The 21,387-nt window shown below is 60.1% G+C and carries 24 protein-coding genes, 1 tRNA gene and 1 pseudogene; 16 read left to right on the top strand and 10 right to left on the bottom strand.

Annotated features, from left to right (window positions below; genetic code table 11):
• Nucleotides 1-45: 45 nt before the first annotated feature.
• A complete protein-coding gene (locus tag NPS56_RS04190; RefSeq protein WP_274073590.1) occupies nt 46-642 on the bottom strand; it encodes a tRNA-uridine aminocarboxypropyltransferase in 597 nt (198 codons plus the stop codon).
• A gap of 5 nt (nt 643-647) precedes the next feature.
• Entirely contained in the window at nt 648-1,541 is an 894-nt protein-coding gene (locus tag NPS56_RS04185; RefSeq protein WP_046816836.1) for a LysR family transcriptional regulator, read from the bottom strand.
• 347 nt (nt 1,542-1,888) lie between these two features.
• On the opposite strand from NPS56_RS04185, the gene speB reads away from it, so the two are divergent.
• From speB to NPS56_RS04155, 6 genes and pseudogenes are all read left to right on the top strand, one after another.
• Nucleotides 1,889-2,839, top strand: a complete 951-nt coding sequence (gene speB / locus NPS56_RS04180; protein ID WP_110752643.1) for an agmatinase — start codon at nt 1,889-1,891, stop codon at nt 2,837-2,839.
• A gap of 9 nt (nt 2,840-2,848) precedes the next feature.
• Complete coding sequence (locus NPS56_RS04175) at nt 2,849-3,271, top strand: YybH family protein (RefSeq protein ID WP_077047813.1); 423 nt, start codon at nt 2,849-2,851, stop codon at nt 3,269-3,271.
• A gap of 54 nt (nt 3,272-3,325) precedes the next feature.
• Nucleotides 3,326-4,837 carry a purine-cytosine permease family protein gene (locus tag NPS56_RS04170; protein ID WP_274073589.1) on the top strand — a complete coding sequence of 504 codons (1,512 nt, stop codon included), beginning with the start codon at nt 3,326-3,328 and terminating at the stop codon, nt 4,835-4,837.
• Between the two features lie 156 nt (nt 4,838-4,993).
• Nucleotides 4,994-6,373: a sodium:solute symporter gene (locus NPS56_RS04165; protein WP_274073588.1), complete on the top strand. Its 1,380-nt coding sequence runs from the start codon at nt 4,994-4,996 to the stop codon at nt 6,371-6,373.
• A gap of 86 nt (nt 6,374-6,459) precedes the next feature.
• Nucleotides 6,460-7,185: an MBL fold metallo-hydrolase gene (locus NPS56_RS04160; RefSeq protein ID WP_274073587.1), complete on the top strand. Its 726-nt coding sequence runs from the start codon at nt 6,460-6,462 to the stop codon at nt 7,183-7,185.
• Nucleotides 7,182-7,346 (top strand): annotated as a pseudogene (locus tag NPS56_RS04155) (acyl carrier protein); the annotation flags it as partial. The gene NPS56_RS04160 and the pseudogene NPS56_RS04155, both read left to right, overlap by 4 nt.
• 77 nt (nt 7,347-7,423) lie before the next feature.
• Here NPS56_RS04155 and NPS56_RS04150 read toward each other — a convergent pair.
• The 3 genes from NPS56_RS04150 to NPS56_RS04140 form a co-directional block, all read right to left on the bottom strand.
• On the bottom strand, nt 7,424-7,552 hold the full coding sequence (locus tag NPS56_RS04150; protein WP_007914492.1) for a PA1414 family protein: 129 nt from the start codon (nt 7,550-7,552) through the stop codon (nt 7,424-7,426).
• A 174-nt stretch (nt 7,553-7,726) separates the two neighbouring features.
• The gene (locus NPS56_RS04145; protein ID WP_274073586.1) at nt 7,727-8,659 is read right to left on the bottom strand and encodes a DMT family transporter; all 933 of its coding nucleotides are present in this window, start codon (nt 8,657-8,659) and stop codon (nt 7,727-7,729) included.
• A gap of 33 nt (nt 8,660-8,692) precedes the next feature.
• Nucleotides 8,693-9,529 carry a CvfB family protein gene (locus tag NPS56_RS04140; RefSeq protein ID WP_008060121.1) on the bottom strand — a complete coding sequence of 279 codons (837 nt, stop codon included), beginning with the start codon at nt 9,527-9,529 and terminating at the stop codon, nt 8,693-8,695.
• 348 nt (nt 9,530-9,877) lie between these two features.
• Here NPS56_RS04140 and NPS56_RS04135 point away from each other — a divergent pair, with 348 nt between their 5' ends.
• From NPS56_RS04135 to NPS56_RS04125, 3 genes are all read left to right on the top strand, one after another.
• The gene (locus tag NPS56_RS04135) at nt 9,878-10,066 is read left to right on the top strand and encodes a hypothetical protein (RefSeq protein WP_172668627.1); all 189 of its coding nucleotides are present in this window, start codon (nt 9,878-9,880) and stop codon (nt 10,064-10,066) included.
• A 206-nt stretch (nt 10,067-10,272) separates the two neighbouring features.
• Nucleotides 10,273-10,995: a TorF family putative porin gene (locus NPS56_RS04130; RefSeq protein ID WP_274073585.1), complete on the top strand. Its 723-nt coding sequence runs from the start codon at nt 10,273-10,275 to the stop codon at nt 10,993-10,995.
• A gap of 77 nt (nt 10,996-11,072) precedes the next feature.
• Complete coding sequence (locus NPS56_RS04125; RefSeq protein ID WP_274073584.1) at nt 11,073-11,942, top strand: DUF6279 family lipoprotein; 870 nt, start codon at nt 11,073-11,075, stop codon at nt 11,940-11,942.
• Between the two features lie 81 nt (nt 11,943-12,023).
• Here NPS56_RS04125 and NPS56_RS04120 read toward each other — a convergent pair whose 3' ends face one another.
• On the bottom strand, nt 12,024-12,413 hold the full coding sequence (locus NPS56_RS04120) for a transcriptional regulator (protein WP_274073583.1): 390 nt from the start codon (nt 12,411-12,413) through the stop codon (nt 12,024-12,026).
• Between the two features lie 176 nt (nt 12,414-12,589).
• On the opposite strand from NPS56_RS04120, the gene NPS56_RS04115 reads away from it, so the two are divergent.
• Complete coding sequence (locus NPS56_RS04115; protein WP_274073582.1) at nt 12,590-13,324, top strand: DUF899 domain-containing protein; 735 nt, start codon at nt 12,590-12,592, stop codon at nt 13,322-13,324.
• Nucleotides 13,325-13,392: 68 nt separating this feature from the next.
• A complete protein-coding gene (locus tag NPS56_RS04110) occupies nt 13,393-13,668 on the top strand; it encodes a hypothetical protein (RefSeq protein WP_274073581.1) in 276 nt (91 codons plus the stop codon).
• Nucleotides 13,669-13,763: 95 nt separating this feature from the next.
• On the opposite strand, the gene NPS56_RS04105 is transcribed toward NPS56_RS04110, so the two are convergent.
• The gene (locus NPS56_RS04105; RefSeq protein ID WP_046816823.1) at nt 13,764-15,104 is read right to left on the bottom strand and encodes a DEAD/DEAH box helicase; all 1,341 of its coding nucleotides are present in this window, start codon (nt 15,102-15,104) and stop codon (nt 13,764-13,766) included.
• 193 nt (nt 15,105-15,297) lie between these two features.
• Between NPS56_RS04105 and NPS56_RS04100 the strand changes: the two genes are divergently transcribed.
• Nucleotides 15,298-16,596 (top strand): mechanosensitive ion channel family protein, encoded by a 1,299-nt coding sequence (locus NPS56_RS04100; protein ID WP_274073580.1) that lies wholly within the window; start codon nt 15,298-15,300, stop codon nt 16,594-16,596.
• Nucleotides 16,597-16,680: 84 nt separating this feature from the next.
• Nucleotides 16,681-16,756, top strand: a tRNA-Phe gene (locus NPS56_RS04095).
• 74 nt (nt 16,757-16,830) lie between these two features.
• Here the strand turns inward: NPS56_RS04095 and NPS56_RS04090 are convergent.
• The 3 genes from NPS56_RS04090 to NPS56_RS04080 all read right to left on the bottom strand — a co-directional run bounded on the left by NPS56_RS04090 (nt 16,831) and on the right by NPS56_RS04080 (nt 19,002).
• A complete protein-coding gene (locus NPS56_RS04090) occupies nt 16,831-17,697 on the bottom strand; it encodes a carboxylate/amino acid/amine transporter (RefSeq protein ID WP_274073579.1) in 867 nt (288 codons plus the stop codon).
• Between the two features lie 240 nt (nt 17,698-17,937).
• Nucleotides 17,938-18,537, bottom strand: a complete 600-nt coding sequence (locus NPS56_RS04085) for an FMN-dependent NADH-azoreductase (RefSeq protein WP_274073578.1) — start codon at nt 18,535-18,537, stop codon at nt 17,938-17,940.
• Nucleotides 18,538-18,687: 150 nt separating this feature from the next.
• The gene (locus NPS56_RS04080) at nt 18,688-19,002 is read right to left on the bottom strand and encodes a 3-phosphoglycerate kinase (protein WP_274073577.1); all 315 of its coding nucleotides are present in this window, start codon (nt 19,000-19,002) and stop codon (nt 18,688-18,690) included.
• Between the two features lie 50 nt (nt 19,003-19,052).
• On the opposite strand from NPS56_RS04080, the gene NPS56_RS04075 reads away from it, so the two are divergent.
• Genes NPS56_RS04075 through NPS56_RS04065 form a run of 3 tightly spaced genes read left to right on the top strand, consistent with a single transcriptional unit; the run spans nt 19,053 to nt 21,355 of the window.
• A complete protein-coding gene (locus NPS56_RS04075) occupies nt 19,053-19,976 on the top strand; it encodes a LysR family transcriptional regulator (protein ID WP_110964427.1) in 924 nt (307 codons plus the stop codon).
• A 14-nt stretch (nt 19,977-19,990) separates the two neighbouring features.
• Nucleotides 19,991-20,794 carry an alpha/beta fold hydrolase gene (locus NPS56_RS04070; protein ID WP_274073576.1) on the top strand — a complete coding sequence of 268 codons (804 nt, stop codon included), beginning with the start codon at nt 19,991-19,993 and terminating at the stop codon, nt 20,792-20,794.
• Nucleotides 20,795-20,797: 3 nt separating this feature from the next.
• Nucleotides 20,798-21,355 carry a peptidylprolyl isomerase A gene (locus NPS56_RS04065; RefSeq protein ID WP_008060092.1) on the top strand — a complete coding sequence of 186 codons (558 nt, stop codon included), beginning with the start codon at nt 20,798-20,800 and terminating at the stop codon, nt 21,353-21,355.
• The last annotated feature ends 32 nt before the right edge of the window (nt 21,356-21,387 follow it).

The raw sequence follows: 21,387 nt of genomic DNA, 5'->3' as shown, positions 1-21,387 counted from the left end.
ATGTGGGAGCGAGCCTGCTCGCGATGAGGCCGGCACAATCAACCCTTACCTGTCAGCATGATTACGCTGAAAAACCTCCTCCCCCATCGCCGCAATCTGCCCCTCGATCAACGCCTCGAACGGTCTGAGCAACGGCGCAAAGCGGGTTGGCGCTTCCAGGGTTTCCAACGCCTGCACAATCGCCTCCACCGTCGACAACGCCCCAGGCCCCGGTGCCTTGCGCAAGCGATAACGGGACACCCCGCCCTCCGCCAGCGTCACCCTCGGCAACGCTGCCAGCAACGGATTCAGATGCAGCATCTTGCGCGCCTTGCGCCAGGTACCATCCGGTACCACCAGCAACAGCGGCTCATCGGTGGCGGCATAGGCCTGCATCGGCTGCGCGTCGTCCCCGGGAAACAGCAACCGCGCCCGATAGCCCGGCTGGTTCAACAACGTCGGTAGATCCTCGAACACCTCACCGACGATCAACTCGGCATTCTTCAACCCAAGCGCCGCCAACCGCGCGGTGTTCAGGGCATGGTTCACTTCGCTGGGGTGTTGCAACAGCAACACCCGGGTGCGGCTGTCGAGGCTGGGGATCAGCGGGCACAGGCAATGGCTTTGCGGGCGCAGGCAGCGGGGACATTGAATTCTCGGCATCTTCTTCACGCCTGGTTGAGTTGTGCTTTGAGCAGATCGCGAAAGGTCTGGATCAGCGGCTCGCGGCTGCGGCCCCGGCGCACGATCATCGAGAACGGCGCCTGGTAACCGAAGGTGGCCGGCAACAGCACGCGCAGGTCGCCCTTGTCGGCCCAGGCCTGGGCGTAGTGTTCCGGCAGGTAACCGATGTAGGCGCCGGACAGCACCAGAATCAGCTGCGCCTCCATACTCTCCACGGTTGCGGCGCTGTGCTTGAAACCATGACGGGCCAGTTCGGCCTGGCTCCAGTAGCCGCGACCGACCATGCGTTGCTGGGTGATGACTTGCTCGGGGATGCGCCGCTCATTGAACAGCGGATGCCGGGTGCTGCAATACAACCAGTGCTGTTCGCGGTACAGCGGCATGTACACCAGGCCGCTCATGCGCGTGGAAAACGCGCCGATGGCCAGGTCCAGGCGGTTGTCCTGCACACCCAGTTGCAGTTCATAGGGGCTCATCACCGACAGGTGCAAGTGCACCGCCGGGTGCTCCTGGCTGTAGGCGCCGATGGCTTCGGCGAACGGCAGGGCCTTGTCGCTGACCGTGGAGTCGATCACCCCCAGGTTCAGGGTGCCGCGCAATTCGCCCTTGAGCGCGGCGGCATATTGTTCGAAACCTTCAAGCTCGGCTAACAGGCGCAGGGTTTCCTGATGAAACAGTTCACCCTTGCTGGTCAGGCTGAACCCGCCACGGCCGCGATGGCACAGGACCAGGCCCAGGGCGGATTCGAGCTGGCTCATGTAGGTGCTGATGGCCGACGTCGAGAGGTTGAGCTCTTGCTGGGCGTTGGCGAAGCCCTGATGGCGCACCACGCTGACGAAAATGCGCAAAAGTTTGAGGTCGGGTAAAGCGTTGGCCATGGGGGCTCCGTAACCTGTTCAGGTGAGTCCGCGTTGTCGGATGGGCGGTTGCTGCGCAACCGATCGCCAGCAAGCCGGCTCCTACAGGTTCAGCGATCAGGTCCGACGTAACGCAAATCTGTAGGAGCCGGCTTGCTGGCGATCAGCCCGCCCAGACAACACATCTCTCAAGCCGGGAAGTCTATCGCCGCTCCCGCCATTAGTTTAGAAAAATCTGAACTAAGTATTTGCCCGTAGCGATTCTTCCCGGCCACTACATTTCGCAGAATCGCCGCCACAAGGTTCGCCCGTGCCTTCCGCGAACGGCGAAACCCAATAAATAAAACAACGACGATGAGGCCCTACCCGTGGACAAGATTCTTCACCAACCACTGGGCGGCAACGAAATGCCGCGCTTCGGCGGCATCGCCACCATGATGCGACTCCCCCATGTACCCACCGCTGCAGGTCTGGACGCTGCTTTTGTCGGCGTGCCGCTGGACATCGGTACCTCCCTGCGCCCTGGCACTCGTTTCGGACCTCGCGAAATCCGCGCCGAATCGGTGATGATCCGCCCGTACAACATGGCCACCGGCGCTGCACCGTTCGACTCGCTGTCGGTTGCCGATATCGGCGACGTGGCGATCAACACCTTCAACCTGCTGGATGCCGTGCGGATCATCGAAGAATCCTACGACAACATCCTCGAACACGATGTGATCCCCCTGACCCTGGGCGGCGACCACACCATCACTCTGCCGATCCTGCGTGCCATCCATAAAAAGCACGGCAAGGTCGGCCTGGTGCACATCGACGCCCACGCCGATGTCAACGATCACATGTTCGGCGAGAAAATCGCCCACGGCACCACCTTCCGTCGCGCCGTCGAAGAAGGCCTGATCGACCCGGACCGTGTGGTCCAGATCGGCCTGCGCGCCCAGGGCTACACCGCTGACGACTTCAACTGGAGCCGCAACCAGGGCTTCCGTGTGGTCCAGGCCGAAGAGTGCTGGCACAAATCCCTGGCGCCACTGATGGCCGAAGTACGCGAGAAGGTCGGCGGCGGTCCGGTGTACCTGAGCTTCGACATCGACGGTATCGATCCGGCCTGGGCACCGGGTACCGGCACCCCGGAAATCGGTGGTCTGACGACCATTCAGGCCATCGAGATCGTTCGCGGCTGCCAAGGCCTGGACCTGATCGGTTGCGATCTGGTAGAAGTCTCGCCCGCTTACGACACCACCGGTAACACCTCGCTGCTGGCCGCCAACCTGCTGTACGAAATGCTCTGCGTACTGCCTGGCGTGGTCCATCGCTGAGGGTCGGTTATGAACGAACGTGATCAGGTCTTGAAAGCGGCCGCCGACCTGGTGTCCGCCTTCGCCCGTAACGATCGCGAAGCCTACTTCGGCGCGTTCAGTGCCGACGCCAGCTTCGTCTTCTACACCCTCGAACAGCCGCTGCTGTCGCGCGATGCCTACCAGGCGTTGTGGGACAGCTGGCGTGCCGAGGACGGCTTCGAGGTGCTTTCGTGCACCTCGAGCAACGCCTTCGTCAGCCTGCAGGGTGACGTGGCGATTTTCATCCATGACGTGGCCACCGAGCTGCGCATGCAAGGGGAGCAACACTTCAGCCAGGAGCGCGAGACGATTGTTTTCAAGAAACAAGCGTCTGGCCAAGAACAACAAGGCCTATGGCTGGCCTGCCACGAACATTTGTCCGCGATGCCGGAAGGGCTGCCAACCCCTTAGCCAAACAGGTGACGCTCACACACGATGAGCGCGCCTTTATGATCGGAGCAGATCATGAATAACAACAACAACGACCAAAGCCTTACGCAGATTGAAACCCACGGGGTCGAACAGATCCCGGACAACGAACGCACCGCCGGCCCCACGGACCTGTTCCGGATGATCTTCGGGGGTTCCAACACCTTTGCCACCGCCGTGCTCGGCAGCTTCCCGGTACTGTTCGGCCTGTCTTTCCAGGCGGGCGTGCTGGCGATCGTGCTGGGCGTGTTGCTGGGTTCGCTGATCCTCGCGCCGATGGGCCTGTTCGGTCCGATCAACGGCACCAACAACGCCGTGTCTTCCGGTGCACACTTCGGCGTGCACGGGCGGATCGTCGGTTCGTTCCTGTCGCTGTTGACCGCCATCGCCTTCTTCTCGCTCTCGGTGTGGAGTTCGGGGGATGCGCTGATCGGTGGCGCCAAACGCCTGATCGGCCTGCCGGAAACCGACTTGACCCTGGGCCTGGCCTACGGTCTGTTCGCGATCCTGGTGCTGACCGTGTGCATCTACGGCTTCCGTTTCCTGCTGTGGGTCAACAAGATCGCGGTGTGGAGCGCCAGCCTGCTGTTCCTGCTGGGCGTCTTCGCGTTTGCAGGGCCTTTCGATGCGAACTACGCCGGCACTGTGAACATGGGGCAACCGGGTTTCTGGGCGGCCTTCATCGGCGCCGCACTGGTGGCCATGAGCAACCCGATCTCGTTCGGTGCGTTCCTCGGCGACTGGTCGCGCTACATTCCGCGTGAAACCTCCAAGCGCCGGATCATGGCGGCGGTGGTGATTTCGCAGATCGCGACCTTCATCCCGTTCCTGTTCGGCCTGACCACCGCCACCATCGTAGCGATCAAGGCACCGGACTACATCGCGGCCAACAATTATGTGGGCGGCCTGCTGGCGGTTTCGCCGAGCTGGTTCTTCCTGCCGGTGTGCCTGATTGCGGTGATCGGCGGCATGTCCACCGGCACCACCTCGCTCTATGGCACCGGGCTGGACATGTCCAGCGTGTTCCCACGGGTACTGTCGCGGGTCAAGGCAACGCTGCTGATCGGGGTGATGTCGATTGCCTTCATCTTCATCGGACGCTTCGCGGCGAACCTGGTGCAGAGCGTGTCGACCTTCGCCGTGCTGATCATCACCTGCACCACCCCATGGATGGTGATCATGATCATCGGCCTGTTGGTGCGTCGCGGCTTCTACTGCCCGGATGACCTGCAAGTGTTCACCCGCGGCGAGAAAGGTGGCCGCTACTGGTTCACCCACGGCTGGAACTGGCGTGGCCTGGGCGCCTGGATCCCGAGCGCGGCCGTCGGCTTGTGCTTCGTGAACCTGCCGGGGCAGTTCGTCGGACCACTGGGCGAATTGGCCGGCGGTATCGACGTCAGCCTGCCGGTCACCCTGGGCCTGGCTTCGCTGGTGTACCTGGCGCTGCTGAGCCTGTTCCCGGAACCCCGCGCGGTGTTCGGCCCGAATGATCCACGCAGCAAGAGCACGGACCCGCTCGTTAAACCGGCGATGCGACAGGTCGCCTGAGTAAACGCATTACCCCTGTGGGAGCGGGCTTGCTCGCGAAAGCGATCGGTCAATCACATTAATTTTGAATGTGCCGCCGCCTTCGCGAGCAAGCCCGCTCCCACAGGGGATTGATTTTCAGCCTCACATAAAAAAGACAATCGGAGACACGCCATCATGGCTTTGGATTTATTCGTCGTACTCATCTACGCCGCTGCGATGCTGATACTCGGCTATTACGGCATGCGCAAGGCCAAGACCAACGAAGACTTTTTGGTCGCCGGTCGCAACCTCGGTCCGAGCCTGTACATGGGCACCATGGCCGCCACCGTCCTGGGCGGTGCGTCCACCGTGGGCACTGTGCGCCTGGGCTACGTGCATGGCATCTCCGGTTTCTGGCTGTGCGCGGCCCTGGGTTGCGGGATCGTGGCGCTGAACCTGTTCCTCGCCAAGCCATTGCTCAAGCTGAAGATCTACACCGTTACCCAGGTCCTGGAAAAACGCTACAACCCGATGGCCCGCTCCGCGAGCGCGGTGATCATGCTGGCGTACGCGCTGATGATCGGCGTGACCTCGATCCTGGCCATCGGCACCGTGCTGCAAGTGCTGTTCGGCCTGCCATTCTGGGTCTCGGTACTGCTCGGCGGTGGCGTCGTGGTGATCTATTCGGCCATTGGCGGCATGTGGTCGCTGACCCTGACCGACATCGTCCAGTTCGTCATCAAGACCGTCGGCCTGATGTTCATCCTCCTGCCAATCTGCATGTACCGTGTAGGTGGTTGGGATGAGCTGGTGTTGAAACTGCCGGCGGCAAGCTTCAGCTTCACCACCATCGGCTGGGACACCATCATCACCTACTTCATGATCTACTTCTTCGGCATCCTGATCGGTCAGGACATCTGGCAACGGGTGTTCACCGTCAAGACCGCCAAAGTCGCCCAGGTTGCCGGTACCGCTGCCGGTATCTATTGCATCATCTACGGCCTGGCCTGTGCCCTGATCGGCATGGCCGCTCACGTACTGATCCCGGACCTGGACAACGTCAACAACGCTTTCGCCGCCATCGTGAAGCTGTCCCTGCCGGACGGTATCCGTGGCCTGGTGATCGCTGCAGCACTGGCTGCCATGATGTCCACCGCCAGCGCCGGCCTGCTCGCCGCCGCCACCACCCTGACCGAAGACCTGCTGCCAAAACTGCGCGGCGGTAAACAGTCGAGCCTGGGCCTGAACCGCCTGGTCACCATGCTCACCGGCATTGTGGTGCTGGGTATCGCCCTGGTGGTGAACGACGTGATCAGCGCCCTGACCCTGGCCTACAACCTATTGGTGGGCGGCATGCTGGTGCCGCTGATCGGTGCGATCTTCTGGAAACGCGCCACCACCGCCGGCGCCATCGCCAGCATGGGCCTGGGCTTCGCTACCGCGCTGGTGTTCATGTTCAAGGACGGCCTGGATGCCAACACGCCGATCTACTACAGCCTCGGCGTAGGCCTGGTGAGCTTCGTGGTGGTCAGCCTGCTGTCTCGTCGCCCGATGACACTGGCCAGCGCCGCCTAAGCTGAACATAACGACTTGATGCTTTCTTCGACGAGTGTGGCGTCGGTTGCCACACTCGTTTTTTTTCGCCTGAAGGAAACTGCCCCATGAAGATCGTCAGCCGCGATCAGTGGTTCGAAGTCAAACAGCTCAGTGACGGCATCCGCCTGATTCACGAACCCTGGATTCGCCCCTTCTATCGCTGCAACCTCTGGCACATCCAAGGCCGCGACAAAGACCTGCTGCTCGACAGCGGCTCGGGACTGGTCAGCCTGCGCGAACAACTGCCGTGGATCACCGAGCGGCCGCTGGTGGCGGTGGCCAGTCACTGCCATTTCGACCACATTGCCGGGCACCACGAATTCGTCGAGCGCCTGGTGCATCCAGCGGAGGCGGACATCCTGGCCGCACCGGACGGCGAAAATGACTTGAGCAAGGCTTTCGTCGGCGACGACATGTTCGAAGCGCACCCCGATTGCCCATTGTGCTACGCCGAATATCGGGTCAAGGCCGCACCGGCCACCGGGACCATCGAGGAAGGCGATGTACTGGACCTGGGCAACCGGGTGCTGCAAGTGCTGCACACGCCGGGGCACTCGCCGGGCGGCATCAGCCTGTACGAAGCGGCCACCGAGACCCTGTTCAGCGGCGACATCATCTACGACGGGCCGTTGATCGAAGACGCCTACCACTCCAACCTCGACGACTACGCACACAGTCTGCAGCGCTTGCGCGCCCTGCCGATCCGTACGGTGCATGGCGGGCATTTCGGCAGTTTTTCCGGGGAGCACCTGCGCCACATGATTGACCAGTGGCAACGCTCGCACGCCTGAAGTCGTTGGGGTTGGACAAAGCGGATACCGAAGACCTGATCTTCCATCTGGAAGACGAACTCGGCTTGACGGCGTTCACCGTCGAGGAAAACCGGATGCTCAAGACCGCCAGGACGGCGAACGACTTGAGCCGGTTCTTGATGGAGATCGGACGGCGTTGACCTGGCCGATCTCCCTGGAAGCACTCATTGCTTATCGAGCAGCAGCCTTTGGCTGCTGCTGCAAAACGGCGTCGCGTTTACCGGCGACGCTGCTGGCGACGGCGTTGTTCGTCGTCGGTACGAATAGGCACAGGTTGCAGAGGCGGTTCAATCAAACCGAGCGCAACACCCAGGTCGTGCAGCCAGTTTTGGATTTTCTCTTTCATGATGCCCCCTTCAGGGTAGTGCCGGGCGACCGGAATTCTGTAGTCGCTTCGCACTGATAATAGTCCGAAGTGCCGAGCAATGCTCGCCAAACATAGCAACGATCTGTTACTGAATGGATCACAATCCGACGACAAGCGTTCAGCCAGGCGCGTTGCAGATGACGACCGGCATACTCAAGACTGCCCGAGCGCCCTGCGCAAACGGCGACGCACCCACTGTTCGGCGCTGACAAAGGTTATCCCCAGCAGCACCAGCACGGCACCGATGACGAAATTGAGGCTCAGCGCCTCCCCCAGCAGGACAACCCCGAACGTCACGCCGAACAAGGGCGTCATGAAGGAAAACACCGCCAGGTTGGCCGCCAGGTAACGGCGCAGCAGCCAGAACCAGACCAGGTAGCTGAAGAACGACACCACGATGCCCTGGAACAGCACGCTGGCCACCGCCACGCGGGTCAGGTTGACGTGGGTGATCTGGCCACTGAGCAGCGCAATCAGCAACAGGCCGACGAAACCGACGATCAGTTGGTAAAACAGGGTCAGGGTCACCGGCGCCTCAGACAGGCGCGATGCACGCACCACCACGGTGGTCGCCCCCCAGCAAGCTCCTGCCAGGACGCCCAGCGCATCGCCGAGCAACATGCGGCGATCGAGGTTATCCCAGGACACTCCACCGGCAAAGGCAATGCCGATCCCGACGAAGGCGAGGAAAATGCCCAGCCATTGCACGGGGCGCAAACGCTCGCTGGGCAACAACCAGTGCACGCCAAGCGCGGTGAAAATCGGTGCGGTGTAGAGGAACACCGACATGTGCGCCGCCGTGGTCAGCTGCAGGCCTTCGGAAATGAACAGGAACTCCAGGCCAAACAGGGCCCCGGCCAACAGCCCGCCGCGCCAGGTGGCGCCCACCTGATCCCAGCCGCCCTTCCAGCAGATCAACAACCCCACAAGCAGCGCGGACAGGCCCGAACGTCCGGCTGCCTGCATGACCGGCGCAATATCGGGCGCCGCCCATTTGATCATCACCTGCTGAATACCCCAGACCAGGCACAACCCCACCATCACTTGCAGGGCAAATCCATCGGCGCTGCGCCGGGTGGCGCTCACCGTTCTACCTCGGCAACACGGAACATTGGACGGTCAGCTCAGTTCAATACGATCGGCATGAATGACAATCTGGCCGTTCTTGTACAACGCACCAATGGCCTTCTTGAAGTTGCCCTTGCTGACGCCGAACATGCTGCTGATCAGGGTCGGATCGCTCTTGTCGCTGACGGCCAGGCTACCGTTGTTCTCGCGCAACTTGGCGAGGATCTTCGAGTTCAGGCTGCTGGCCGCTTCGACGCCCACCGGTTGCAGGCTCAGGCTGATCTTGCCGTCGCTGCGAACTTCCTTGATGAAGCCCTTCTCTTCTTTGCCGGCGCGCATGAACTTGAAGATTTCGTTCTTGTGAATCAGGCCCCAGTGCTTGTTGTTGATGATCGCCTTGAAGCCCATGTCGGTCGCTTCGGCCACCAGCAGGTCAACTTCCTGCCCCGGGGTGTAGTTGGCGGGCGTCTTGTCCAGGTACCGGTCCAGACGCGCCGTCGCGGTTATGCGGCGGGTGTGCTTGTCGAGGTAGACATGCACCACGGCGTATTCACCGGCCTGCATCTGGCGCTTTTCTTCCGAGTACGGCAGCAACAGGTCTTTGGGCAGCCCCCAATCCAGGAACACGCCAATGCTGTTGACTTCAACAACTTTCAAGCTGGCGAATTCACCGACTTGAACTTTCGGCTTTTCAGTAGTTGCGATAAGTTTGTCATCGCTATCCAGATAAACAAAAACGTTGAGCCAGTCTTCATCTTCGCTGGGAATATCCTTTGGAATATAACGATTCGGCAACAGGATTTCGCCATCCGCGCCACCGTCCAGATATAAACCGAAGTTAGTGTGTTTAACTACTTGCAAACTGTTGTAACGCCCGACTAAAGCCATGTCCAATACCCTCATTGCGTGGCGCCATTCTACCCGGTTTTAGCGGTCAGGTTCGGCGGTCAGCCCGGTGGAGCCAGAAATTCCCCGCAAAGCCTTAATTTTTCTCGGTTTTGCCCTGCTCGACCGGCCGCTCGTCTGACTGATCCGTCAGTTTCCCTGCCGCCCACGCTGGATGGAACGCTGTTTTCCAAGCCAGGTTCTTAGTTAAAACAGCGGCTTAGGGCAATATCGCAAATAACAACTTGCATTTTGTCGCACCACCACCCAATGTCCTCCAGCGGATATTTACCAAGCAAATAGGCAGTCAATCCTGTACGATGCCTGGCCAAGTTAATTTTCTACAGGTTAATGGCCGCCATGCGTGTAAAAGCATCCAACAGCAAAGCAAAGCCAGCTCCAGCCGTCGAAACCAGCGAGTCGATCAACAGCCAGATCGCTGCGTTTCTCAAATCCGGTGGTGAAATCCAGCAAATTGCCAAAGGTGTCAGCGGCCAGACATTCGGCCCGTCCAAGCAGATCACGCTCGGCAAGAAGTAATACCCTGCGCTGCACCTGGTCCCTAAGCGCTTTGAGCTTCGAAGCGCTTGGACTGGAACCCCGCTACACCCCCGCTGCAAAACCTCCAATCTTGTAGAAATCGACGAACGGGCCACGCTGCCTGTCATTCGTCGGTATCCTTGCACGCGTCTGGATCAAGCGTTTCAGCAGGCCCAAGCTTGCGCTCGCTGTTCATGGAGTGACGCATGCGCATACCTTCTTGTTTATCCTTGCTGCTTGCCGGCCTGCTGGCGTGTCCGGCGGTGCATGGGCAAATCTTTCAGCGCGAGCTGGGGGATTTCGACCTCAAGCTCGGAACCAGCCCCAGCCGCAGCATGGCCCAGGGCCTCGTCAAGCCATCGGCCGTCGGCTCGTTTCATGGCGGCCTGGACCTGACCCATGACAGCGGCTTCTACTTTGGCCAATGGTCGCCGAGCATGGGCATCAGCCCGGGAAAAAACCTCGAGATCGACTCTTACGCCGGCTTCAAGCAACCCTTCGACCAGGTCCTTGGCTACGAAGTGGGCGTCATCCATTACAGCTACCCCGAAGTCGATACCCTCGACAGCCAGGAAGTGTTCGGTGGCCTGACCCTGCTGGGCAGCCGATTCGGTGCAGCATTGAGCAACGACCCGGACAAACAGAACAGCACCCTGTTTGCCGACCTGCGCGGCAACCAGCCGTTCGGCATCGGGGTGAGCATGAAATACACCACCCATCAGCTGAACACGCCGGTCGCGGTAGACGGCGGTTACGTCGGCAGCTTCACCGACTGGTCGGTAAAACTGTCCCGACCGTTCATGGGCATCGACCTCGACCTGATCTACAGCGACTCCAGCCTCAGCGGCAGCTATTGTTCAGCCTATACCGGGCAAAATAGCCAGTGCGACGCGCTTCTCACCCTCAAGGCCGAACGCGCGTTCTACTGACGGGCTGAACTGCCGGGTTGATTCTGCGTTCAGATGAAAAACAGTTGCAGAAGCCAGGCTTTCGCAAGGATTCGCCCATGTCTTGCTGGATCAAAAACATCGCCTTTGTGCTCATGTTCACCCTTGCCCTCGGCGCGTGCAGCCGCATGGGCCTGGCTTATCGCAACCTCGACGTGATCATTCCCTGGACGCTCAGCGACTACCTGGACATGAACGGTGAGCAAAAGAACTGGCTGAGCGAACGCCTGAAGGAACACCTGGATTGGCATTGCACCACGCAAATGCCGGGGTATCTCGACTGGCTGGACCGCTTGCAGTCAATGATCGAGACCAATCAGGTGACCGATGCCGCACTGCAGGCGCGCACCGCGGAAGCCGAAGCGGCGATTGCCGAGACGGCCCGGGAAATCACACCATCGGCCATCGAATTGCTGCAGGGCCTGGATGACAATCAGGTCGCGGAAATGAACGAGGCCTTCGCCAAGGACCAGCGCAAGCGCCAGGAGCAATACCTGAAACCGTCGTTGGAGCAGCAGATCAAGCAGCGTGGCGCGCGCATGGAAAAACGCCTGAATGAATGGCTTGGACCGCTCAACGCCTCTCAACACCAGCGGGTCATGGCCTGGTCGAATGCCTTGGGCGACCAGAATACGCAATGGATCGCCAACCGCATCCACTGGCAGAAACAATTCAGTGCCGCCGTGGCGCAGCGCCATACCGCACAATTCCCACAGCGGATCGAGACGCTTCTGGTCAATCGCGAGAGCTTGTGGACACCGGCTTACCGCGAGGCTTTTGCCAAGACCGAAGCCCAGGCGCGGGCGCTGTTTGTGGATTTGATGGCGGAAAGTACGCCACAACAACGTCAACGCTTGCTGACGAAAATCGAGGGCGTGAGGAAGGATTTCAGTGATTTGAAGTGCCTGAAAGCGGTTAAGCAGGGTTGAAAGATCAAAAGATCGCAGCCTGCGGCAGCTACAGAATCACTCGATCCATGTAGGAGCTGCCGCAGGCTGCGATCTTTTTATTCAGGCAATCTGCGCCTTCGAAGCCACTTCATCGAACGTCAGTTCGTCCAGCGCATCTTCCTGATCATCGAGAACCTGCCGCGGATGGTCATTGCCCGGAATACTGCTGTCGATCAGGCTCAACAACCTCGAACCCCGGATCGTCAGAATGTAATTCGAACCGGTGCCACCCTGCTCTTCCGGCCGAGGTTCGATATAACCTCGCTCCAGCAGCAGCTTTTCGTACTCGCCGGCCACTGCCTTCAAGTGATCCAGGTTTTCCGTCTGCTCGCCTTCCGATGCTTTTTCTGCGGCGTACTGCTCGGCGTAGGGCCGTGGCGTGAAGCTGCTCGCACCGTTCTGGACTTCGTGCAGCAAGCGTTCAATCAAATCCCAGTTATAAGTCGTCATCCCGTTTCAACCTCCGGTACCCGTGAGAGAGGGCCTTCATAGGTTGTGACACGAGTGCGGGGTAGCCGTTCAGCCCACCTTTTTAGCGCTACCGACCGGCGGCATGTCGAATTACCGGCAAGTCAAACGACTAGGCTGTGTAAGTCACCTCCCCGCCTCACGCAGGAGAAAGCCCGATGAACATTCAGAATCACCCGGTCGTGTCCCGGGAAGACTGGCTCGCCGCCCGCAAGCAACATCTGGCCCACGAAAAGGCCTTCACCAGGGAACGCGACAGACTCAGCGCCGAGCGCCGCGCCCTGCCCTGGGTAAAAATCGACAAGGACTACCACTTCCAGGGTCCCGACGGCGAACTGAAACTCGCCGATCTGTTTGGTGGCCGCAGCCAGTTGGTCATTTACCATTTCATGTTCGCTGAAGGCTGGGATGAGGGCTGCCCGGGTTGCTCGTTCCTGTCCGACCACATCGACGGCGCCAACCAGCACCTGGCGCACCACGACGTCGCAGTGGTGGCGGTCTCCCATGCACCGTTCGCCGAGTTCCAGGCGTTCAAACGGCGCATGGGCTGGACATTCGACTGGGTGTCGTCCGAAGGCTGCGATTTCAATTATGACTTCGGTGTGACGGCTCGCCCCGAAGACGTCGCCGCCGGCAAGGCCACCTACAACTACGAAAAAACCGATGGCAGCGAAGAAGAACTTCCCGGTCTCAGCGTGTTTTATCGCAATGAGGCCGGCGAGATTTTCCATACTTACTCGACGTATGCACGGGGCCTGGATCTGCTGGTCGGTACCTACAACTACCTGGACCTGACGCCCAAGGGGCGCAATGAAGACGAAATCATGGATTGGGTGCGGCACCATGACCGGTATGAGGATCAGGCGCCCAAGAGCTGCTGCCATGGCGGATGAGGGTGAACTTTTTCCCTGTTCCAGCCCTCAACCGGTTAACCGCCTTAACCGGAACTGAGGCCCGACAGATGAAGATCCTGCTGAAACTCACCCTCGCCACCACCCTCGCCTGCGCCCTGCCCGTCTGGGCCTGCACACCCGAGGAGGCCACCCTCAAGCGCGAGCAGCTGGCCAAGGAAGTCACCAGGCTCACCGAACAGAACCCGGCCAAGGCCAAGGAAATCAACGACGAGCTGCAGAAGATGGACCTTGGAACGGCCTCCAAGGATTTGCCGGACAAGTGCCAGTTGATTGATCAGCGATTGAAGGAGCTCGGGACGGCAGAGAAGAAAGCCGAGAGCTAAAAGACAAGATCAAAGATCGCAGCCTTCGGCAGCTCCTACAGGTGGTCCCGTGTAGGAGCTGCCGCAGGCTGCGATCTTTTGATTTTTACGGGGCCTTATTCAGCGGCCGGCGCTTCCGGCTTGCGGCGCTTGAGCGGGGCCATGCCGTCCTTGCTCACCAGAGAGTCGCTCTTCGGGCGGTTGACGCTCTTGCGTTTGGTCGGGGTCTTGGCGGCGACTTTTTTCTTGTCGCCCTTGGCGTCGGTCTTTTTCTTCTTCACGCCAACGGCCTTGCCGGAGGCCTTGACCTTTTTCGGCCCGCCGTAGGTGCCTTTGACTTCCTTGATGGTGCGGCGCTCGAAGCTCTGCTTGAGGTAGCGCTCGATGCTCGACATCAGGTTCCAGTCGCCGTGGCAGATCAGCGAGATGGCCAGGCCATCGTTGCCGGCACGACCGGTACGGCCAATGCGGTGCACGTATTCGTCACCACTGCGCGGCATGTCGAAGTTGATCACCAGGTCCAGGCCGTCCACGTCCAGGCCGCGAGCGGCGACGTCGGTAGCGACCAGGATTTTTACCCCGCCCTGCTTCAGACGGTCGATCGCCAGCTTGCGATCCTTCTGGTCTTTCTCGCCGTGCAGCACGAACGCCTTGTATTCCTGGGCCACCAGGCGACCGTAGATGCGATCGGCCATGGCCCGGGTGTTGGTGAAGACGATGGCCTTCTGGTAGGTCTCGTTGGCCAGCAGCCAGTTGACGATCTGTTCTTTGTGCTGGTTGTGGTCAGCGGTGATGATTTGCTGGCGGGTGGTTTCGTTCAGCTGGCTGACCGCGTTGAGCTGCAGGTGCTCAGGGTTGTTCAGGACCTTGGCGATCATCTCGCGCAGGCCGGAACCGCCCGTGGTGGCGGAGAACAGCATGGTCTGCTGGCGGTTGGTGCACTCGTCCACCAGGCGCTGTACGTCTTCGGCGAAACCCATGTCGAGCATGCGGTCGGCTTCGTCGAGCACCAGCACTTCGACTTCCTTGAGGTCGAGGTTGCCGGCATTCAGTTGCTCGATCATCCGGCCCGGGGTACCGATCAGGATGTCCGGCACCTTGCGCAGCATGGCAGCCTGGACCTTGAAGTCTTCGCCGCCGGTGATCAGGCCGGACTTGATGAAGGTGAACTGCGCGAAGCGTTCAACTTCCTTCAGGGTTTGCTGGGCCAGCTCGCGGGTCGGCAGCAGGATCAGGGTCTTGATGCTGACGCGGATCTTGGCCGGGCCGATCAAGCGGTTGAGGATCGGCAAAACGAATGCAGCGGTCTTGCCGCTACCGGTTTGCGCTGTCACCCGCAGGTCACGACCTTGGAGCGCCAGCGGAATAGCCGCTGCTTGCACAGGCGTTGGCTCGACAAATTTCAGCTCGGCCACGGCTTTGAGCAGGCGTTCGTGCAAGGCGAATTCGGAAAACACGGGTGCTACCTCGAAGAAATGCAAAAAAACAGCTGCATAGGGTACCGGTTTCGAGCGCTCAGGCCGAGTTTCTTTATACAAATGGCGGTAAACAGTGGTTTTTTTGTTGCTCGAATTGTCACCGACGGTAATACAAAGCGTCTTAAATGCTCTAATCGCCCATCGCGTCCCACAGAAGAATCGTTTTTTGCCCATGGATATCAAACAGCTCTGGCTCAATGCCCAAGACCTCTGGGGTGCCCTCGACCAGCATCCGATCGTGCACGCCGCCCTGGCACTCGTGGTGTTGTTGCTCATTGCGCTGGTCCTCGGACGAGTGGCGCGCTACCTGATCCTGCACGCCAGCAAAATACTGGGCCGCCAGCCCGCGCTGCACTGGATCAACGACTTGCGGCACAACAAGGTGTTTCAGCGTCTGGCGCAGATAATTCCGTCGCTGGTGATCCAGTTCGGCCTGCACCTGGTGCCGGAGCTGAGTAAAACCGCGATGCTGTTCCTCGGCAACGTGGCGCTGGCGTTCACCATCCTGTTCCTGCTGCTGTCCGTCTCCGCCTTGCTGAATGCCCTGCTGGACATCTACGCCCGCACTGAACACGCCCGCACCCGCTCGATCAAGGGCTACGTGCAACTGGCGAAAATGGTCTTGTACGTATTCGGCGCGATCATCATCGTCGCCACCTTGATCGACCGTTCGCCGCTGTTGCTGCTGTCGGGCCTGGGAGCGATGTCGGCGGTGATCCTGTTGGTCTACAAGGACACCCTGCTGTCGTTCGTCGCCAGCGTGCAGCTGACCAGCAACGACATGCTGCGGGTCGGCGACTGGATCGAGATGCCCCAGGTCGGTGCCGACGGCGACGTGGTGGACATCACCCTGCACACGGTCAAGGTGCAGAATTTCGACAAGACCATTGTCTCGATCCCGACCTGGCGCCTGATGTCCGAGTCCTTCAAGAACTGGCGCGGCATGCAGCAGTCCGGTGGCCGGCGGATCAAGCGCAGCCTGTTCATCGACGCCAGTGGCGTGCGGTTCATCCGCGATGACGAGGAGCTGAAGCTGTCCCAGGTTCATCTGCTCACGGACTACATCAGCCGCAAGCAGGCCGAACTCAAGGCCTGGAACGAAGCCCAGGGCAATGTCGCAGCGATGTCAGCCAACCGCCGCCGCATGACCAATATCGGCACTTTTCGCGCCTATGCACTGGCGTATCTGAAGAGTCATCCGGAGATCCAGCCCAACATGACCTGCATGGTCCGGCAGATGCAGACCACGGCCCAGGGTATTCCACTGGAGATCTACTGTTTTACCCGCACCACCGCGTGGGCCGATTACGAGCGGATCCAGGGGGATATTTTCGATTACCTGCTGGCGGTGTTGCCGGAATTTGGCTTGAGCCTTTACCAGCAGCCCAGTGGAACGGATCTGCGCGCCGGGCTGCTACCGGCGGTGTTGGGCGCGAGCCACATCCCCACACCTGAAAAACACGTCATGTAATCTAGTCGTAAGCTTAGGTATTCATTAGGTTTTTGTGATTTCTTGCTTGACGCCTCAGCCGTAAAAACGTTTAATGCCGCCGCGGCCCAGATAGCTCAGTCGGTAGAGCAGGGGATTGAAAATCCCCGTGTCGGCGGTTCGATTCCGTCTCTGGGCACCATGATTTCCAAACCCCTGATGCCTGATGGCCTCAGGGGTTTTGTTTTTTTAGCGCCGGCTCTCTCCCTCGGGTTTTCAGTGTGCGACCGCGGATTGGCGAATGCCCAACCGACTGATCCACACCGCCATCAAGATTACCGATCCCCCCAGCAACAACCGCCCCAGCTCTTCATGCTGATTCCAGATCAGCAGATTGATCAGCAGCCCCACCGGCACATGCAGGTTGTTCATCACCGCCAGCGTCCCGCCGTTGACCAGGCACGCGCCCTTGTTCCACCAGTACAGCCCGAGCGCGGTCGAGACCAGGCCGAGGAACAGCAGCACGCCCCATTGCAGCGGTGCTTCGGGCAGGAAGTTGGATTTGCCGAACATCAGGAACGCCGGCAACGCCACCGCCAATGCACCCAGGTAGAAATAACCGAAGCGCCGGTAATGCGGCAGGTCACTCGGATGGCGCGCCACCAGGTGCTTGTACAGCACCTGCCCGGCGGCGTAGGTGAAGTTGGCCAGTTGCAGCAGCAGGAAGCCCATGAAGAAGTCCGGGTTGATCCGGTCATAGCGAATCACCGCTGCGCCGCCCACCGCCACCAGTGCCGCGATCAAGGCCCAGGGATTGAAACGACGGTTCAACGCGTCTTCGATCAGGGTCACGTGCAAGGGCGTGAGGATGGTGAACAGCAGCACTTCCGGCACCGTCAGCACACGGAAGCTCAGGTACAGGCAGACGTAGGTCACACCAAACTGCAATGCGCCGATCAGCAACATGCCGCGCATGAACGCCGGTTCCACCGAACGCCAGCGGGTCAGCGGGATGAACACCAGCCCCGCCAGCAGCACGCGTATCAGCACCGCGAAGTAACTGTCGACATGACCGGCCAGGTATTCGCCGATCAGACTGAAGGAAAACGCCTGGATCAGCGTGACAAAAAGTAGATAGCCCATGCTCGCCTCGTTTTGAATGGCGGCGAAGATAGCGGTTTTTGACGGGGATCGCGAACAGTCAAACGATACAAAAACCCCACAAAATCCTGGGCAAAAAAAAGCCCGATCTCGCTAAAGCGTTCAATCGGGCCAGAGCACTCAGGAGCAACAAGTGCAAAGGGAGGTTCGATGCGCGTGCAGGCTTGAAGGGTAACGCGCCAGGTCACTAGACCATCCGGTGATTATCTGGCGATTAACGACTCAGGCCACTTGGGAAAGCTTGGCGTTCGCCTGGTTCAGGCCTTTCTCCTGGAAGTCGCCGCCCAGGTTCATGCCTTCGGCGTGGATGAACGTCACGTCGTGGATGCCGATAAAGCCCATGACCTGGCGCAGGTAGGGTTCCTGATGATCCGCGGTGCTGCCGGCGTAGATCCCGCCGCGAGCGGTCAGTACGTAAGCGCGCTTGCCGCTGAGCAGGCCTTGCGGGCCGGTTTCGGTGTACTTGAAGGTCACGCCGGCACGCAGCACATGGTCGAGCCAGGCCTTGAGCGTGCTCGGAATGGCGAAGTTGTACATCGGCGCGGCCATCACCAGCACGTCGGCGGCGAGCAACTCGTCGGTCAGCTGGTTGGAGCGTTCCAGGGATACTTGCTCGATATCGCTGCGCTGATCGGCGGGTTTCATCCAGCCGCCCAACAGGTTGATATCCAGATGTGGCACCGGGTTGACGGCCAGGTCACGAACGGTGATCTGGTCCTTCGGATGCGCGGCTTGCCACTGGGCGATGAAGGTCTGGGTCAGTTGACGGGAAACCGAGTCTTGCTGACGGGCACTGCTTTCGATGATCAGAACGCGGGACATGGGCTGTAGCCTCCATCTGAGAATGCTGTAGGTCGATGGAGTGAAGGTTAAACAGCGTCATATCGATTAAAAAGCGCAAATAACTGCTATAACCGATCAAGAATTTCGTTTATAAGCGGAGCATCAGCGATGGGCGTGCTCCGCTGAAGGTCATTTCGGCTTGCAGGTCATGGTGATGTACAGCTTGATGATCTTGCGGTTGAACTTGGCGGAAAGATCGGCGCTTTTGCCGGCGTCGAGATTGATCCTGCGGGTCTTTGGCGATTCAGGACCGTTGCGAAACACCACCGCACATTCGGCAGCGGTGTCGCCGTAGTTGTTCACGGTGATCGAACCCATGTCGTAATCGGAGGCGTAGGTGGTGTAGTCGATTTTCAGTCCATTGAGCTCTTTCTGTACATCGATCGGATAAGCAAACGCAGTCAACGGCAACATTGCCAGTAATAAACAACAGATTTTTTTCATTCAGCAGTCTCCAATAAGAACTGCGCAGCTTAGGACAATAGGAGCCCATCATGAAAGCGCCCCGCGTGACCCTTGATCAATGGCGAACGCTGCAGGCCGTGGTCGACCACGGTGGCTTCGCCCAGGCCGCCGAAGCGCTGCATCGCTCGCAATCGTCGGTCAGCTACACCGTCGCGCGCATGCAGGACCAGCTCGGCGTGCCATTGCTGCGCATCGACGGTCGCAAGGCGGTGCTCACCGAGGCTGGCGGCGTGTTGTTGCGCCGTTCCCGCCAATTGGTGAAACAGGCCAGCCAGCTCGAAGACCTGGCCCATCACATGGAGCAAGGCTGGGAAGCCGAAGTGCGCCTGGTGGTCGATGCCGCCTACCCGAGCGCCCGCCTGGTCCGCGCGCTGACCGCGTTCATGCCGCAAAGCCGTGGCTGCCGCGTGCGCCTGCGCGAAGAGGTGCTGTCGGGTGTCGAAGAGGTGCTGCTCGAAGGCGTGGCCGACCTGGCCATCAGCGGTTTCAGCATTCCCGGTTACCTGGGCGCGGAGTTGAGCGACGTCGAGTTCGTCGCGGTCGCCCATCCGGAACACCCGCTGCACCGGCTCAATCGCGAACTGAATTTCCAGGATCTGGAAAGCCAGCTGCAAGTGGTCATCCGCGACTCCGGTCGCCAGCAGCCACGGGACGTCGGCTGGCTCGGTGCCGAACAGCGCTGGACCGTCGGTAGCCTGGCCACCGCCGCCACGTTCGTTGGCAGCGGCCTGGGATTTGCCTGGTTGCCAAGGCACATGATCGAACGGGAACTCAAGGAAGGCACGCTCAAGCTGCTACCGTTGGACCAGGGCGGCAGCCGTAACCCGAGTTTTTACCTGTATTCGAACAAGGACAAACCGCTCGGCCCGGCGACGCAGATTCTTATCGAGCTGTTGCGCACATTCGACACCGCCCCCCTGGACGCACCGTTCGCCGCCCCAGAACAAGCCTGACACGGAGGTAACGCATGGCCTATTTCGAACACGAAGGTTGCAACCTGCACTATGAGGAATATGGGCACGGCACGCCGTTGCTGCTGGTCCACGGCCTGGGTTCCAGCACCCTGGACTGGGAAGAACAGATCCCGGCGCTGGCCGCCCGCTACCGGGTGATCGTGCCGGACGTGCGCGGCCACGGGCGCTCCGACAAACCCCGCGAGCGTTATAGCATCGCGGGGTTCAGCGCCGACCTGGTGGCGCTTATCGAGCACCTGAACCTGGGGCCGGCCCACTACGTAGGGTTGTCCATGGGCGGCATGATCGGCTTTCAATTGGGCGTGGACCAGCCGCAATTGCTCAAGAGCCTGTGCATCGTCAATAGCGCACCCGAGGTCAAGCTGCGCAGCCGCGACGATTACTGGCAGTGGTTCAAGCGCTGGAGCCTGATGCGTGCGCTCAGCCTGCGCACCATCGGCGAAGCCCTGGGCGGCAAATTGTTTCCCAAGCCGGAGCAGGCCCAATTGCGACAAAAGATGGCCGATCGCTGGGCAAAAAACGACAAACGTGCTTATCTCGCCAGCTTCGATGCCATTGTTGGCTGGGGGGTTCAGGAACGACTGTCGAAGGTCACCTGTCCAACCCTCATCGTCAGCGCTGACCGTGACTACACGCCGGTCGCGCTGAAGGAAAACTACGTAAGACTGCTGCCCAATGCTCGGCTGGCAGTGATCGCCGATTCGCGTCACGCCACCCCGCTAGACCAGCCCGAACGCTTCAACCAGACGCTGCTGGAGTTTCTCGCCGCAGTCGACACTACCCCTCAGGATCACTGACCCATGCTGAAAAAAATCGCCCTCGCCGCTGGCTCCGTTCTGTTTGCCGCCAACCTGATGGCAGCAACGCCTGCCAAGGCGCCGCACGTTCTGCTGGACACCACCAACGGCCAGATCGAAATCGAACTGGACCCGGTCAAGGCCCCGATCAGTACCAAGAACTTCCTTGAGTATGTGGACAGCGGCTTCTACAACAACACGATTTTCCACCGCGTGATTCCGGGCTTCATGGTCCAGGGCGGCGGGTTCACTCAACAGATGCAGCAGAAAGAAACCAAGGCGCCGATCAAGAACGAGCACAAGAACGGCCTGGTCAACGTGCGTGGCACCCTGTCCATGGCCCGTACCTCGGTGCCTGACTCGGCCACCAGCCAGTTCTTCATCAACGTCAAGGACAACGATTTCCTCGACCAGGGTGACGGTTACGCGGTATTCGGCAAAGTGGTCAAGGGTATGGACGTGGTGGACATCATCGTCAATTCGCCAACCACCGTACGCAGCGGCATGAAGGATGTGCCGGCAGACCCGGTGTTCATCAAGTCGGCCAAGCGCATCGACTGAAACCAAGCTGGACAAGGATGTCCGAGCCGTTG

Source organism: Pseudomonas putida (genome assembly GCF_028682635.1).
Taxonomy (GTDB): Bacteria; Pseudomonadota; Gammaproteobacteria; order Pseudomonadales; family Pseudomonadaceae; genus Aquipseudomonas; species Aquipseudomonas putida_AE.
Note: the sequence above shows the minus strand (reverse complement) of the source record. Positions and strands in the feature narration are given on the sequence as shown.